Origin of the sequence: Kitasatospora sp. NPDC058184, assembly GCF_042883725.1 — a bacterium.
Taxonomy (GTDB): domain Bacteria; phylum Actinomycetota; class Actinomycetes; order Streptomycetales; family Streptomycetaceae; genus Kitasatospora.
In genome coordinates this window covers 52,163-67,061 of sequence record NZ_JBHVVE010000018.1, presented here as the reverse complement: position 1 = coordinate 67,061, position 14,899 = coordinate 52,163, and the positions used below count along the sequence as shown (strand labels likewise).

The 14,899-nt window shown below is 74.9% G+C and carries 12 protein-coding genes; 7 read left to right on the top strand and 5 right to left on the bottom strand.

The window, feature by feature from the left end; translation table 11 throughout:
• Positions 1-109: 109 nt before the first annotated feature.
• Positions 110-1,012 (top strand): LysR family transcriptional regulator, encoded by a 903-nt coding sequence (locus ACFVXH_RS29440; RefSeq protein WP_387828756.1) that lies wholly within the window; start codon positions 110-112, stop codon positions 1,010-1,012.
• Between the two features lie 217 nt (positions 1,013-1,229).
• The gene (locus ACFVXH_RS29435) at positions 1,230-2,894 is read left to right on the top strand and encodes a peptide-N4-asparagine amidase (RefSeq protein ID WP_387828754.1); all 1,665 of its coding nucleotides are present in this window, start codon (positions 1,230-1,232) and stop codon (positions 2,892-2,894) included.
• A 375-nt stretch (positions 2,895-3,269) separates the two neighbouring features.
• Here ACFVXH_RS29435 and ACFVXH_RS29430 read toward each other — a convergent pair whose 3' ends face one another.
• Positions 3,270-3,962: a response regulator gene (locus ACFVXH_RS29430; RefSeq protein WP_387828752.1), complete on the bottom strand. Its 693-nt coding sequence runs from the start codon at positions 3,960-3,962 to the stop codon at positions 3,270-3,272.
• An 88-nt stretch (positions 3,963-4,050) separates the two neighbouring features.
• Here ACFVXH_RS29430 and ACFVXH_RS29425 point away from each other — a divergent pair, with 88 nt between their 5' ends.
• Positions 4,051-5,634, top strand: coding sequence for a purple acid phosphatase family protein (locus ACFVXH_RS29425; RefSeq protein WP_387828750.1), 1,584 nt, complete (start codon positions 4,051-4,053; stop codon positions 5,632-5,634).
• 63 nt (positions 5,635-5,697) lie between these two features.
• On the opposite strand, the gene ACFVXH_RS29420 is transcribed toward ACFVXH_RS29425, so the two are convergent.
• A complete protein-coding gene (locus ACFVXH_RS29420) occupies positions 5,698-6,984 on the bottom strand; it encodes a sensor histidine kinase (RefSeq protein WP_387828748.1) in 1,287 nt (428 codons plus the stop codon).
• 160 nt (positions 6,985-7,144) lie between these two features.
• Here ACFVXH_RS29420 and ACFVXH_RS29415 point away from each other — a divergent pair, with 160 nt between their 5' ends.
• Positions 7,145-7,759, top strand: a complete 615-nt coding sequence (locus ACFVXH_RS29415) for a hypothetical protein (RefSeq protein ID WP_049659853.1) — start codon at positions 7,145-7,147, stop codon at positions 7,757-7,759.
• Positions 7,760-7,920: 161 nt separating this feature from the next.
• Complete coding sequence (locus ACFVXH_RS29410) at positions 7,921-8,691, top strand: (2Fe-2S)-binding protein (RefSeq protein ID WP_387828746.1); 771 nt, start codon at positions 7,921-7,923, stop codon at positions 8,689-8,691.
• A gap of 52 nt (positions 8,692-8,743) precedes the next feature.
• Here ACFVXH_RS29410 and ACFVXH_RS29405 read toward each other — a convergent pair whose 3' ends face one another.
• Together ACFVXH_RS29405 and ACFVXH_RS29400 are read right to left on the bottom strand one after the other, a co-directional pair.
• Positions 8,744-9,505, bottom strand: coding sequence for a cache domain-containing protein (locus tag ACFVXH_RS29405; RefSeq protein ID WP_387828744.1), 762 nt, complete (start codon positions 9,503-9,505; stop codon positions 8,744-8,746).
• A gap of 109 nt (positions 9,506-9,614) precedes the next feature.
• Complete coding sequence (locus ACFVXH_RS29400; protein ID WP_234348498.1) at positions 9,615-10,367, bottom strand: FadR/GntR family transcriptional regulator; 753 nt, start codon at positions 10,365-10,367, stop codon at positions 9,615-9,617.
• Positions 10,368-10,664: 297 nt separating this feature from the next.
• Here ACFVXH_RS29400 and ACFVXH_RS29395 point away from each other — a divergent pair, with 297 nt between their 5' ends.
• Positions 10,665-12,203 (top strand): APC family permease, encoded by a 1,539-nt coding sequence (locus ACFVXH_RS29395; RefSeq protein WP_380775521.1) that lies wholly within the window; start codon positions 10,665-10,667, stop codon positions 12,201-12,203.
• Positions 12,204-12,271: 68 nt separating this feature from the next.
• A complete protein-coding gene (locus ACFVXH_RS29390) occupies positions 12,272-13,444 on the top strand; it encodes a CaiB/BaiF CoA transferase family protein (RefSeq protein WP_387828841.1) in 1,173 nt (390 codons plus the stop codon).
• 224 nt (positions 13,445-13,668) lie between these two features.
• Here the strand turns inward: ACFVXH_RS29390 and ACFVXH_RS29385 are convergent, their stop codons facing one another.
• A complete protein-coding gene (locus ACFVXH_RS29385) occupies positions 13,669-14,721 on the bottom strand; it encodes a hypothetical protein (RefSeq protein ID WP_387828742.1) in 1,053 nt (350 codons plus the stop codon).
• Between the last annotated feature and the right edge of the window lie 178 nt (positions 14,722-14,899).

Sequence of the window (14,899 nt, the reverse complement as noted above, 5' to 3'; positions counted from 1 at the left end):
CGGTGGGGCAACGTGCTGCTCAGCGTATGGACGGTTCACATCGGAATCCAGAATGAGTACTGAGGTTTCTGATAGGCCATCACCTATTGGTTCGTCTACCCTGCCACCCATGGGTTTCACCTTGCGCCAGCTCCAGGTCTTCCTGACCGTCGCCGAGACGCTGCACTTCGGGCGGGCCGCCGAGCGGCTGCACATCTCGCAGCCGACGGTCAGTCAGGAGGTCGCCCGGCTGGAGCGGACCGTCGGCGTCGAGCTGTTCGACCGCAGCCGCCGCTCGGTCGCGCTCACCGAGGCCGGCGAGGTGATGGCCGCCGAGAGCACTCTGCTGCTCCGGCAGGCCGAGACGCTGCTGACCCGGGTGCGGCTGCACGAGGAGTCCCGGCTGGGCACCGCCCGGATCGTCGCCTCGCCGAGCGTGGTGAACCGCCTGCTGCCCGCCGTGGTCAGCCGGGCCGAGCAGGAGCTGCCCGCGCTCGACACCGCCGAACTGGCCGTGGACACCGGGCAGGTCTCCGCCACCCTGGCCGCCGAGCTGGCCGACATCGGGCTCGGCCGCTTCCTGGACGAGGTGGACGGCTACCGGCTGGAGCGGATCGCCGACGAACCGGTGCTGGCCGCGCTCGGCCGGGACCACCCACTGGCCCGCCGGAGCAGCCTGCGCCTGGCCGAACTGCGCGACCTGCCCCTGCTGTTGTGGCCGCGCGAGCAGCACCCCCGCTACTACGACCACGTGCTCGGCCTCTGCGCGGAGCACGGCGTGGACCCGCCGGTGCTGGTCAGCCCGCCCCGGATCGTCGGCTCCCGGCTCTACCTGCTCGCCCGCAACCGCGCCTTCTCGCTGGTGCCCGGCTCGATGACCGGCCACCTCACCGAGGACGTGGCCACCGTACGACTGGAGGGGCGGGCCGCGCTGCCGCTGGAGATGCAGTGGCGGACGGACGACCGGCGGCCCCGGCTGGCCTCGCTGCGGGACCTGATCCGGCAGGAGGCCGCGGAGTTGGAGGACCGCTGACCCGACGCACTCCGTGACCGGCCCGGCCCGACCCACTCCCTGACCGGCGCGACCCGACCCGACCCACTCCCTGTCCGGCCCGACCCGACCCACCCGCCGGCCCGGATCCGGTCGGCGCGAATCCTTGACGCTGGCATGCCACCCCCGGAAGGATTCCCGGATCATCCGACCGGCCCGCGGCACCCGCCCGCGGGCCGCCCGACCCCGGGAACCCGCCTTGGCCCTGCGCCCATTGCTCCGCCGCACCGCCGGTCTGATCGGCGCCGCCGTCCTCACCCTGGCCGGCACCCTCACCGCCGCCGCCCCGGCCCACGCCGACTTCGGCACCGACTACCACGACCCGGTCACCGCCACCAAGCCGCTCACCCGCCCCGACACCCGCTCCTGCACCGTCGAGGTGATGCACGAGCGCGAGTTCCGCAACGGGTACGGCAACCCGCCGGACACCCCGTACAACGCCACCCTCACCCCGCCCGCCGACTGCGCCGGCCCCTGGTCCGCGGTGGTCATGGACCTCCACGGGCAGGTCGCCGGGCGGCAGTTCGACCGGATCTTCAGCGTCCGCGTCGGCGGCGTCCAGGTGCTGCTCTCCTCCACCCCGGAGCCGTCCAAGGACGGCATCGCCTGGAACGTCGAGCACGACGTCACCCGCTACGCCCCGCTCTTCGCGGGCGGCCCGCAGGAGTTCTCCTTCGACCTCGCCAACGTCACCGACGCCACCTACACCGGCGTCTTCACGATCAGCGCGAAGCTGACCTTCTACACCTCGGACGCGCACTGGCCGGCCGCCCGCTCCGCCGACCGGCTGCTCACCACCGGCCCGTTCGGGCTCACCCAGGCCGCCCCCGCCGCCGGGCGCGACCTCGTCTTCCCGCAGAACCTCGAACGCCTCACCGCCGAGGTCTACGCCCGGGGCGGCGGCGCCTGCGAGGAGTTCGCCTACGCCTCCGCACCGGACGCCTTCGCCGCCGCCAACCCCGGCAGCGGCATCTGCGGCAAGGGCCCGTTCCGCGAACTGCGGCTCACCGTGGACGGCCGGGTGGCCGGCGCGGTCTGGCCGTACCCGGTGATCTACACCGGCGGCTGGGACCCATTGCTCTGGCGGCCCGTGCCCGGCGTCTTCGCCTTCGACCTGCCCGCCTACCGGCTCGACCTCACCCCGTACGTCGGACTGCTGCTGGACGGCCGGCCGCACAGCGTGGGCGTCACCGTGAACACCGCCGAGGCGCAGAGCAACGACGTCTGGACCGGCCAGGTCAACCTCTTCGCCGAGACCGACCACGGCGCCGCCCGCACCACCGGACAGCTCACCGACCACCGGGTCGCCCCGGAGGCCACCGTCGCCACCGACCTCGCCGACCACGGCGGCGGCAGCGGCGACTGGACGGTCACCGCCGCCCGCGACGACCTCGCCCGGGGCTGGGTGCAGACCTCGCACGGCCGGATCACCACCGAGGTCCGCGACGAGCTCGCGTTCCGCTCCGCCCAGCGGCTGCGCGACGGCGGCAACGACGTGACGCTGCACAACGGCACCGACCTCACCCGCACCACCGCGACCTGGGGTGGCGGCCCGCACCGCACCACCACCGTGCACGAGGGCGAACCGCTGGACGTCAGCTACCGGGTGAGCCGCGACGCGGCCGGGAACACCGACCAGACCACCGCCATGGAGCTCGGCTACCACCGCGAGGCCACCGCGGCGACCGGCGGCCACGTCACCGAGCGCTCCACCGTCGACCACACCCTGCGCCCCACCGCCCGGCGGCACGACGGGGACCGCACCGTCCGGACCGGCGGCAGCACGGAGGAGTACCGCAGCACCGGGCCCGACGGGCCGTACCAGCGGATGCTGACCTTCGTGGACGGCTGGCCGCGCTCCTGACGGAGGTCTCGTCGCCCGGCAGCCCCAGTGCCCGGCAGCCCCGTCGCCCGGCAGCCCCGCAAGCCGATCCACCCCGGATTGCCCGAGTTGCGAAAATTGGTTGGATTCATACCGTTCACCCCTGGTGCACAGCCCGCAGGAGGCGCATGATGGGAGATGGACCTGCGAGGTAGCTGAAGGAGTTCGACCGCAGGAGGCAGTGGCGACGGATCGAGACGGATCAGGGTCCGACGCTGGATGACTACCTCGGTCGACGATCGAACTACCGGCCGGAGGACGTCACGTCCGGAGGCCACCCCCACCTCGTAGGTTCCGCGCGTCCACGGAGCATCCCCTCGGCCCCGTGGGCGCGCACCCGTCTCCGCGGCACCGCCGCTACCGCTCCTGCGCCGCCCAGCCCATCTCCCAGGCGTGCACCGCGATCCCGACCCGGTTCGCCACCCCGAGCTTGCGCTGGATGCTGGCGACGTGGGTCTTCACCGTCCCCGGCGAGATGAACAGCTCCGCGGCGATGTCCGCGTTGGTGCGGCCCGCCGCGACGTGCCCGGCGATCTCCACCTCCCGCTCGGTCAGCGGCACCACAAGCGCGGGCCGCCGCCGCTCCGGGCGGCGCGGAGCCGTCACGTGCCGCAGCAGCCGGACGGTGACCGACGGGCTGATCAGGCTCTCCCCGTCCGCCGCCGCCCGCACCGCCTCGGCCAGCAGGGACGGGCCGGAACGCTTCAGCAGGAAGCCGGACGCCCCGTGCCGCAGGGCCGGGTACACGTACTCGTCCAGGTCGAAGGTGGTCAGCACCACGACCCGCACCGGCTCCGCCACCCCCGGCCCGGCCAGCCGCCGGGTCAGCTCCAGTCCGTCCATCCGCGGCATCCGGATGTCCACCAGCGCGACGTCCGGCCGCAGTTCGGCCGCCAGCTCCAGTGCGGCGAGCCCGTCCGCCGCCTCGCCCACCACCTCGATATCCGGCTGGGCCGTCAGGATCCGCCGCACACCGCGCCGTACGGCCTCCTGGTCGTCCGCGATCAGGGTGCGGATCACCCGCGGGCCGCCGCCGTTCGTCCTCGTCACGCCCAGCAGTGTGACGCACGGGTGACGGACGGGAAAGTTCACGCGGCGGACCCGGCTCGGTTCACCTTCGTCCGGTGGGCTGGCCGCCATGAACGATTCCAGTGGACGTCTCCCCGTCAGCAGGCGTGGGCTCCTGGCCGGGGCGACCGGCGTCGGCCTCGGCGGTGCCGTGTCCCTCTCCGGCGTCTCGGCCGCCCCCGCCGCCGCCTCCCCGGTGCTCTGGCAGCGGCCGGACCGCTCCGGCGCGCCGCGGGTGGCCGGCCTCCACCTCCAGTTCGGCTCGGACGCCTCCCGCGAGGTGGTGGTCTCCTGGCACACCACCCGGTCCGTCGGCAACCCCCGGGTGGTGTACGGGACTTCGAACGGCGGCTTCGGCCGGACGGTCCAGGCCGCGACCCGCACCTACCGGGACGCCGCGTCCGGCACCGAGGTCCAGACGCACCACGCCCGGCTGACCGGCCTGCGCGCCGACACGGACTACGTCTACGCCGCCGTCCACGACGGCACCACCCCCGAACTCGGCACCGTCCGCACCGCCCCGCGCGGCCGGTCCGCCTTCACCTTCACCAGCTTCGGCGACCAGGGCACCCCGACCCTCGGCAAGAAGACCGCCAACGGCTACGTGAACGACAACCTCGGCAGCCCCGCCGCCGGCGACACCACCGCCGGGGTCGAGCGGATCGCCCCGCTGTTCCACCTGCTCAACGGCGACCTCTGCTACGCGAACATCGCCACCGACCGGGTCCGCACCTGGTCCGACTGGTTCGAGAACAACACCCGCTCGGCCCGCCACCGCCCCTGGATGCCCGCGGCCGGCAACCACGAGAACGAGAAGGGCAACGGCCCGATCGGCTACGGCGCCTACCAGGCGTACTTCGAGCTGCCGGACGCCCGCTCCGACGCGGAGACGCGCGGCCTGTGGTACTCGTTCACGGCCGGCTCGGTGCGGGTGATCAGCCTCAACAACGACGACGTGGCCTACCAGGACGGCGGCAGCAGCTACGTCCACGGCTACTCCGGCGGCGCCCAGCAGCGCTGGCTGGAAGGGGAGTTGATCGCGGCCAACGCGGACCCGGGGATCGACTGGATCGTGGTCTGCATGCACCAGGTGGTGATCTCCACCGCCGACAAGTTCAACGGCGCCGACCTCGGCGTCCGCGAGGCCTGGGTGCCGCTGTTCGACAAGTACGGCGTGGACCTGGTGGTCTGCGGCCACGAGCACCACTACGAGCGCTCGCACCCGATCCGCGGCCAGCAGCCGACCGACACCCGCACGCCGATCCCGGTCTCCACCGGCACCGAGACCATCGACACCACCAAGGGCACCGTCCACATGGTCATCGGCGGCGGCGGCACCTCGGCCCCGTCCAACCAGCTCTTCTTCAGCCCCGCCAAGGCCCGGGTGATCACCGGCGTCGGCGCCGTCGACCCGGCCACCGGCAAGCGCCCGCCGGTGTACGTGATCGAGGACGCCCCCTGGTCCGCCTTCCGGGACGCCGACAACCCCTACGGCTTCGCCTCCTTCGACGTCGACCCGGGCGGACGCAACGGGCAGACCACGATCGGCGTCACCTACTACTCCGTCAGCGGGCCGTACGGGGACCTCGTCCCGGTCGACCGCTTCACCCTGACCCGCCCGCGCGGCACCCGGGGCGGCGGCCGGGGCCACTGAGCGCGACGCACCCGGAAGCGGGGGCAGCCCTGCGGCGCCGGCCGACGCCGCAGGGCGCGTGCCTCAGCGCCCCGGCAGGGAGCAGCTGACCCGCCAGCCCGCGGGCGTGCCCGGGCCGGCGGTCAGCGAGCCCCCGTGGGCGGCGGCCCGGGCGGTGAGCCCGGCCAGGCCGGTGCCGCCGGCGCCGGGGCGGCGGCGCAGCAGCGGCCTGCGGGACGGGCCGCCGTCGTCGGTGACGGTCAGCTCGACCGCGCCGTCCGTGCCGGGGGCCACCCGGACGGTGACCTCGGTGGCCTGCGGCGCGTGCCGACGGATGTTGGTGAGGGCCTCCAGGACGACGGCGTACGCGGTCGCCTCGGCCTCGGCGGAGAGCCGGCCGGCGGTCTCGGGCGCCAGCTCGGCGGTGGCGCGCGGGGCACCGGCGGTGCCGGTGCCACCAGGTCGGCCGGTGGCGCCGAAGCGGGTGACCAGTTCGGGGAGGTCGGCCAGGCCCAGCCGGCGCGTGGTCGCCCCGTCGGCCCGCTCCTCCCGGTCCGGCGGATCGGACCGGCCGTCCCGGCCGCCCTCACCGCCCGGCTCGCGCAGGGCGCCGACCATCTCGTCCATCGAGTCCAGCGCCCGCAGCCCGGCCTCCTCCAGGCGCCGCAGCAGTACGGCGGTCTCCTCCGGCTCCTGGTCCGGGAGTTGACCGGCCTGGGCCTCCAGCACGATGCCGGTGATCTCGTGGGCGACGAAGTCGTGCAGCCCCCGGGCCACCTCCAGCCGCTGTTCGCGCCGGGCCCGGGCGACCGCCCGCTCCCGTCGGGCGTCCAGGACCCGCAGGTAGAGGGCCGCCCCCGCGACACCGAGCAGCGGCAGCAGCGAGAGCAGCACCCCGACCACCGACCAGGCCGCACCGCCCTGCGGCGTCCGCAGGGAGAACCGCAGCGGCAGCAGCACCGCCGCGAGCCCGAGCAGTCCGCCGACCGGGCCGACCCGGCGGTCGGACAGCCCGCGGACGGCCCGGAAGAGCAGCCCGAGCAGGGCGAGCCACTCGAACGGCAGCCAGAACGCGGGCAGCCGGTACGGCCCCGGGTAGACCAGGTCGACCAGCAGCGAGGCCCCGGCCACCGCACCGACCGCCGCACCGAGCGTGATCCGCCCGGCGGGCCAGGGCAGCAGCGCCACCACCGCGGCGAACGCCGCCGTCAGGGCGAGCAGCGCGGCCGCTGCCCGGGCGTCCGGTTGCGCCAGCAGGACGGGCGCCAGCAGGGCGAGCGCGGAGACGGCGGCGAGCGGCCGGCGGATCCGGGCAGAGCGGGGTCGGGCGGAGCTGGGTCGGGCGGAGCTGGTTCGGGCTTCGGTGCGCACCCACCGAGCCTAGGGCGCAGCTCTCCCGGGGGAGGCCGGTTCCTTCCCGGGGAGGAGCGACCCACCGTCAACTCCCCTCCGCAGCGGGAGGCCCGCGCGGCCGGGCGGAAGCATGCTGAGTGGCACCGGAACGACCGAGCCCGAAGGAGAACCCACCCCCATGAACCGCCGCCTCGCCACCGCCGCCGTCTCGCTCCTCCTGCTGACCGCGACGGCCGCCACCGCCGCACCGGCCGCCGTCGCCGCACCGACCACCACCGTCGCACCGGTCCCCGCCGCACAGGCGTCCGCAGCACAGGCGTCCGCCGCGGAACCGGCCGACCCCGCGGGCGGCTTCGGACCGGTGAGCGTGCGCGGCACCGGCAACACCGTCCTCACCGCGGCCTTCCAGGGCTTCGAGGGCGACCCGGTGCAGATCTCGGTGGACGCCCGCACTTCCACCAACACCGATCCGCGCGGCACCGCGGGCCACTTCCACGTCCGTCACGTGCACACCGACGGCCGGCTGGTCGCCGACTTCGAGGGCGACATCACCTGCCTGGCCGTCGGCGGCCGGGAGGCGATCGCCACCGGGGTGATCACCAAGAGCGAGGCGCCGTGGTTCCCGGGCCTGGAGCTGACCGGTCAGAAGGTCGCGCTCTCGGTGGAGGACAACGGGCGGCGCGGGGACCGGATGGGCTGGGTCTGGGGCGTGTTCGGCCAGCCGGTCTCGGACTGCCAGGGCACGGTACCGTTCATCCGCACGACCAGTGGTGACTTCTCCGTGCGCGGCTGACACCCGGCCGACCAGGCCTGCCCGGGCCGCTCGGGTCCGACCGGGGCGACGCGCATGGTCGCCCGAGCACCCGCAGACCTGGAGGCCCCGATGCCCCTCGACCATCCGACCACCCCGCCGCGGGCGGGTGCGGGGTTCAACGACCGCACAGGGGACGGCCGTTGAACCCCGCACCCGGCCTTCGGCCGCCGGACTACGCCCGACTCGCCGCCGTCGGGCCGTACTTCGCGCTGGACACCGCACCGGCCAACCGTCCGCCCGAGGGCTTCCGGCCGCTGGCCGAGCTGTACGGCACCGGGCCGGACGCGCCGTTGGCGGCGCGGCTGCGGGTGGTGGCGCGGCGGCTCGGCACCGACGAGCCCCGGGTCGCCGCCTCGATCCTGCACCTGGGGCTGGCCGCCCGCTTCTGGTCGGTGGGCCTGGGCTCGGCCGTCCTGCTGGGGACGGTCCCGACCCTGGAGCACGCCTGGGTGCGGATCCCGGACCAGGGCCCGCTCGACCTGTGGACCCCGCCGGATCCCGTCCGGCCGCCCGCCGTTCCATCCGCCGGGCCGACCGCCGGGAAGGCCGCCGGGACGCTCGCCGACCAGTTGTACGAGGCCGTCCTGCTGGGCCAGTTGGAGCCGCTGGCGACGGCCGTCCGGGCGGCCGCCCCGCTCTCCCGCCGCCTGCTGCTCGGCAACGCCGCCTCCGCGCTGGCCGGGACGCTGCGGATCCTGGACGCCCATGCGCCGGTCGCCGCACGGGCGTTGGTGGCGGAGCTGCTGGACCGTCCGCCGCTGGCCGGGTCGGGCACCCTGCGCACCGGGCCGCGCGGTACGGCGTTCCGCCGGAACAGCTGCTGCCTCTACTACCGGCTGGGCCCGGGCGCCGGTCTCTGCGGGGACTGCTGCTTCAGCACGCCGCCCGGCCGCGGGAAGCGGAACGGCTAATACCTTCACAAATGAAGGTCATATCGGCTTGCCGGCACCGTCCGGTCAACCGTCAGCCGCGCACCACCGTCCAGTCCACCGCCGCCGACGGCACCCCGGCCCGCTCTGCCGCCGGGTCCGCGAGCAGCCCGCGCGCCAGCGAACCCACCGGCAGGGCCGGGGTGGTGGCGGCCAGCACCCGCCCCTCGCCGTCGAGCAGCGCGGCCTCACCGGCCAGCTCCCGCAGCGGCGGCACCAGCAGCCGTTCCAGCGCGGCCAGCGGGACGTCCCCGGCCGCCACCCCGACGAAGCCCGCGCCCGGGACGACCACCGGCCGGGCGCAGCACAGCACGTACCGGTCGGCACAGAGCAGGTCGACCTGCGGCCCGGCCACCACGGCCCGCCCCTCGTCCCGGGGCCGGGCGAACCAGGGCAGCACCCGGTAGTCGTAGAACTCGGCGTCCGCCGGGTCGAGCACGAGCCGCAGCCGCCGCTCCCCGGCCCCGCGCGCGCCGCGGTACCACCACTCCGCGTGCAGGTCCGCGTCGGCGAGCGCGCCGGGTGCCACGACCGCTCCGCAGCCGAACCAGCGCGAGCCGGGCCGCGCCAGCAGTTCGCCCACCGCCCCGCGCACCGCGGCGAGTTCGGCGGCCCCGGGCCGGCGCCCCTCGGCGGCCGCCCGGGTCCAGCAGTCGGCCGCGGCCGCCCGCAGGCCGTCCAGTTCGGCGAGCACCGCGTCGACGGCGGCGGCGACCCGTCGGGCGCAGCGCTCGACGGCGGCGGGCCCGCCGAGTGCTCGGGCAACGGGCAGGGCGGGGCTGGACGCGCTGGTCATGACGGCTCCGGCGGCGAGGGAGGGTTCCGGCGGCAACGGGCTTCCGGCAACGGACTTCCGGCGAGGGGCGGCTCCGGGAACAACGGGTTCCGGGAGCAACGGCCCCGGCTCAGCCGTCGTCCGCCAACTCCAGGTGCCGCCGGACCAGATGGTGGACGCAGGCCACCGCGTGCGCCTCGGCCGCGGCCCGGGCGCCGGCCGCGTCGCCGGCCAGCACCGCGACCAGGATCTCCCGGTGCTGCTCGGCGAAGCGCTCCTGGTCCGGCCCGTGCGGGGCGGGCAGCCAGAGCAGCGGGCCGAGTTCGGCCTGGAGCCGGACGGCGAGCTGGGTGAGCCGCACCGACTGGGCGGCGACGGCGAGTTCGATGTGGAAGCGGGCGTCGGCGCGGCACCGCTCGGCGGGCCCTGCGGCGTCGCGCAGGTCGTGCACCAGCCGGGTGAGCCTCGGGCCGAGGTCGGCCGGGGCGCGTTCGGCGGCGAGCCGGGCGGCGGTGCCGAAGACGGCCAGCTCCTCGTCGCCGAGGTCGCGCAGGTCGACGGTGGCGAGGTCGCGCAGCCGGGCGAGCTGGAGGTGTTGGGAGCCCTCGGCGGGGGTGCGGACGAAGCTGCCGCCGTTGCGGCCGCGCCGGGTCTCGATCAGCCCGGCCTCGCGGAGCAGGGCGAGGGCCTCGCGGACGGTGCCGTTGGCGACGCCGAGCTGGTCGGCGAGGTCGTTCTCGCTGGGCAGTTGGTCCCCGTCCGCGACCAGCCCGAGGGCGATCGCCTCGGTGATCCGGCGGGCCACCGCGTCGGCGCGCCCGAGGTCGGCGAGCGGCGCGAGGACGGCGCTGAGCAGCGGGGTCGCACTGCCGATGGTCGTCACACCGCCCCCTCCTCGATCACCGTCGCCGGGTCGCCCGTCGCCGGGTCACCCGCCGCCGGATGAGCGTCTCCGAACCGCCGTCGCCGGATCACCGTCCGACCGGATGTTTCCCGCAGGGTACCTCCCGGTCGAGCGCGCACCCTTGCCGCTAGAAACTCAACCTCGTATGTTTTCCCGCAGCCTCGGCCCGAACAGCACCCCGCAGCACTCCCCCACGCATCACGACGACGCATCACGACGACGCGTCACGACGACGCGTCCTGACGACGCATCACGACACGTTCCCAGGAGCAGGTCATGACCGATGCCAGTGCCCGTGCCACCGCCCACTCCCCCGACCCGGACGCCGAACGGCTGGCCGCCCTCGGCTACACCTCCGAGTTCAAGCGCGACATGAGCCTCTGGGCGAACTTCTCGCTCGGCTTCACCTATCTCTCCCCCGTGGTCGGCGTGTACACACTCTTCGCCACCTCGCTCCAGACCGCCGGGCCGCCGATGGTCTGGAGCTTCCTGATCGCGGGCCTCGGCCAGCTGCTGGTGGCCCTGGTGTTCAGCGAGGTGGTCGCCCAGTTCCCGGTGGCCGGCGGGGTGTACCCGTGGGCGCGCCGGCTCTGGGGCCGCACCTGGGGCTGGCTGACCGGCTGGGTCTACCTGCTGGCGCTGATGTCCACCATCGCGGCCGTCTCCTACGGCGCCGGTCCGTACGTGGCCGCCCTCCTGGGCGTCGAGCCGAGCACCGCGACGACCGTCTGGTGCGCACTCGGCCTGCTGGCGCTCGCCACCGTGATCAACCTCGGTGGCACCCGGGTCCTGTCGGCGGCGGCCATGTTCGGCTTCGCCGCCGAGCTGCTCGGCGCCCTGGCGGTCGGCGCCTGGCTGCTGCTGACGCACCGCTACCACGGCCTCGGCGTGGTCTTCGACCGCTTCGGCGCGGGCGGCGACGGGAACTACGCCGACGCCTTCCTGGCCGCCGGGCTGATCGCGGTCTTCCTGTTCTTCGGCTTCGAGGCCTGCGGCGACGTCGCCGAGGAGGTGGCCGACCCGGGTCGACAGATCCCCAAGTCGATGCGGCGCACCATCTACGTCGGCGGCGCGGCGGCGATCGGGGTCAGCCTGGCCCTGGTGATGTCGATCCAGGACATCGGCGCGGTGGTCTCCGGCGACGACAAGGACCCGGTGGCCAAGGTGCTGCACGACGCCTTCGGCGCGGCCGGCGCCCGGGTGGTGATCGGCGTGGTGTTGATCTCCTTCCTGTCCTGCGTGCTGAGCCTCCAGGCGGCGGCGAGCCGGCTCGCGTACTCCTTCGCCCGGGACCGGATGATCGCGGGCAGCCGGCTGCTGGCCACCGTCTCGGGCCGGCTGCGGGTGCCGCCGTACGCGCTGCTGCTCGCCGCGGCGCTGCCCGGCGTGATCATCGTGGGCGCCTCGGCGCTCTCCGAGGGCGCCCTCACGAAGATCATCTCCTTCTCCAGCATCGGCATCTACCTGGCCTTCCAGATGGTGGTGCTGGCCGCCCTGCGGGCCCGGCTGCGCGGCTGGCGCCCGAGCGGGGACTTCCGGCTCGGCCGCTGGGGCCTGGCGGTGAACATCGGCGCGCTGGTCTACGGCGTCGCCGCGATCGTCAACATCTGCTGGGGCCGCACCCCGGACGCCGCCTGGTACGACAACTACCTGGTGCTGCTCTCGGCGGTGGTCGTGCTCGCGGCCGGCGGCCTCTACCTCCTGCTGGCCCGCCCGCACCTGCGCGGCGACGCCCCCTCGGGCGACGCGACGGCCGGTGGCGCGGCGACCGGCGGCGCGACGACCGCGGCCGGGGCGGCCAGGGGGCGGTCGTGACCGGGCTCCCGCTGGACGGCGTCCTGGTCGCCGGCTTCGGCCGGGTCCTCGCCGCGCCCTACCTGACCATGCTGCTGGCCGACCTCGGCGCCGACGTGATCAAGGTCGAGCAGCCCGGTACCGGCGACGACACCCGCGCCTGGGGCCCGCCGCACGCCCAGGGCGAGGCCACCTACTTCCTCTCCGTCAACCGCAACAAGCGCTCCCTCACCCTCGACCTGCGCGACCCGGCCGACCACGCCCGCGCCGTCGCACTCGTCCGCCGCGCCGACGTGCTGGTGGAGAACTTCCGCCCCGGCACGATGGCCCGCCACGGCCTCGGCCCGGACCGCGCCGAGGCGCTCAACCCGCGGCTGGTCTACTGCTCGATCACCGGCTTCGGCTCCGGCGAGGGCGCCGGACTGCCCGGCTACGACCTGCTGGTGCAGGCCGTCGGCGGCCTGATGTCCGTCACCGGCCCGGCCCCCGGCGAACCGATGAAGACCGGCGTCGCACTGGTGGACGTGCTGACCGGACTGCACGCGGCGGTCGGCGTGCTGGCCGCGCTGCGCGAGCGCGAGGCCACCGGCCGGGGCCAGCTGGTGGAGCTGAACCTGCTCTCCACCCTGCTCTCCGGCCTGGTCAACCAGTCCGCCGGCTACACCCTGGCCGGCGCCGTGCCCGGCATCCTCGGCAACCGCCACCCCTCCATCGCCCCGTACGAGGTGTTCGCCTCCGCCGACCGCCCGCTGGTCGTCGCGGTCGGCAACGACCGGCAGTTCGCCGCGCTCTGCCGGGGCGTGGGCGCCCCCGAACTGGCCGCCGACCCGCGCTTCGCCACCAACGCCGACCGGGTCGCGCACGTGGGCGCGCTGGCCCGCGAGCTCACCGCCCGGCTCGAACGCCGCACCGCCGCCGAGTGGTTCGCGGTCCTCACCCCGCTCGGCGTGCCCTGCGGACCGGTCAACGACCTGGCCGGGGCCTTCGCCCTCGCCGACTCGCTCGGCCTGCACCCGCGGGCGCCGCTGCCCGGCCCGGACGGCCGCCCGCTGGAGCTGGTCGCCAACCCGATCGGCCTCTCCCGCACCCCGCCCCGCTACCACCTGCCCCCGCCCCGGCTCGGCGAGCACACCGCCGAGCTCACCGCCTGGCTGGACGCCCCGTACGACGAGCGCCCGTACGACCGACACGCCCCGCACGACCAGGACGCCCCGACCGCCCCGACCGACCCGCCCGACAAGGACCCCAAGGACCGCCCATGAGCACCCCGCACCGCACCCGCACGCCAGGGTGACCCCGACGGGCACCGGCGAGATCCACACCCTGGTGGTCGGCCAGGCCCTCATCGGGCAGGCGGCGTACCGCCAGGCGCGTACGGGGGGACGCCGAGGCCCGCGTCCGGCTTGTCCAGGGCCGGGCGCGGGCCGCCGATCCCCACCCGGTGCCGATGCCCGCGGCACCCGGTGAAGCCTTCCGAGGGGCGCGGTCAGACCGCGACCGCCTCCTCCATCTCCTCCTCGGCCTCCGCCGGCGTCTCGACCGGACGGCGCCCGCGGCCCTCGTACATCGCCGCGGCCACCAGCGCCGCACCGCCGAGCAGCAGCCAGACCAGCAGGGTCACGACGTGCCCGCCGAGGCCCGCGCCGCCGTCGAAGTACATGATGCTGCGCGCGCCCTCCAGGAAGCCGGCGCCGGTCCAGAAGCCGTGCAGGCCGCCGAAGAACCCGTTCTGCAGCTCGGGCCGGTAGATGCCGCCGGAGGAGGTGAAGTTCAGCATCACGAACAGCACCATCAGGGCCAGCGTGGTCCACTTCTTCAGGAAGCTGTGCAGGCCGATGCCGATCAGCACGATGCCCGCCGAGTAGAGCCAGCCCAGCGCCCAGATCGCCGCGTAGTCGTGGTCGACCACGTGGAAGACCGGCCCGGCGGTGACGATGCCGATCACGCTGACCGCGAGCGAGACCGCCACCCCGACCAGCGCCCGGACCGCCATGCTCAGCCCCGCGCCGGCGGCACCGATCACCGCGACGCTGGCGTAGGAGCCGATGCTCAGTGCGACCAGCAGGAAGAACAGGCCCTGTCCGGTCGGGTCGCCCGCGGCCGGGGTGGTCAGGTCGGTGACGTGCAGCGGCACGCCTTGCTGGTCGGTGACGTTGGTGAACACCGCCGTGGCGGCCACCACCGAGGTGTCCGAGTTCCCCTTGGCGACGATCAGCTCGGGGCTCTTGGCGTCCGGCACGAAGGCGCCCACCAGGTCCCGGTCGCGCAGCTGCTGCTCGGCGGCGGCCCGGTCGTCCACGGTGCGGACGTCGAGCGCGCTCCCGGCCTTGCCCTGGATGGCCTGCGCCAGGCCCTGCGCCTGCGGCGTGGTGCCGACCACCGCCACCTTGAGGTGGTGGGGCTCGGGCTGGTGGAAGGCGCCCTGGTAGGCGAGCGCCATGCCCAGGCACATCAGCAGCGGGGTGATCAGGTGGATGGCCAGGTACTTGAGCGAGTGCCCCAGGGTGGGCGCTGCGGCGGGGTTCCGGGGTGTGCTCATGGCGTTCGTACCGTCCTCCGGTGGCGTGTCTGTCAGCTTGATCATGAAGGTGGCAAATGCAACCAATGAGGGTGGTAAATGCAACCATCTATCGATGCAGCTTACAACTATCCGACACCGATCGGAAGCCGGGCCCCGAACAGGACCCGGCTCCCCGCCGCACCCGTACGCAGCCCGA

What these genes read in the sequence shown, in the direction of transcription:
- ACFVXH_RS29425 (WP_387828750.1), top strand. Translation starts at nt 4,051, where the DNA reads ATGAACGATTCCAGTGGACGTCTCCCCGTCAGCAGGCGTGGGCTCCTG.
- ACFVXH_RS29395 (WP_380775521.1), top strand. Translation starts at nt 10,665, where the DNA reads ATGACCGATGCCAGTGCCCGTGCCACCGCCCACTCCCCCGACCCGGAC.
- ACFVXH_RS29440 (WP_387828756.1), top strand. Translation starts at nt 110, where the DNA reads ATGGGTTTCACCTTGCGCCAGCTCCAGGTCTTCCTGACCGTCGCCGAG.
- ACFVXH_RS29415 (WP_049659853.1), top strand. Translation starts at nt 7,145, where the DNA reads ATGAACCGCCGCCTCGCCACCGCCGCCGTCTCGCTCCTCCTGCTGACC.
- ACFVXH_RS29385 (WP_387828742.1), bottom strand. Translation starts at nt 14,721, where the DNA reads ATGAGCACACCCCGGAACCCCGCCGCAGCGCCCACCCTGGGGCACTCG.
- ACFVXH_RS29390 (WP_387828841.1), top strand. Translation starts at nt 12,272, where the DNA reads ATGCTGCTGGCCGACCTCGGCGCCGACGTGATCAAGGTCGAGCAGCCC.
- ACFVXH_RS29405 (WP_387828744.1), bottom strand. Translation starts at nt 9,505, where the DNA reads ATGACCAGCGCGTCCAGCCCCGCCCTGCCCGTTGCCCGAGCACTCGGC.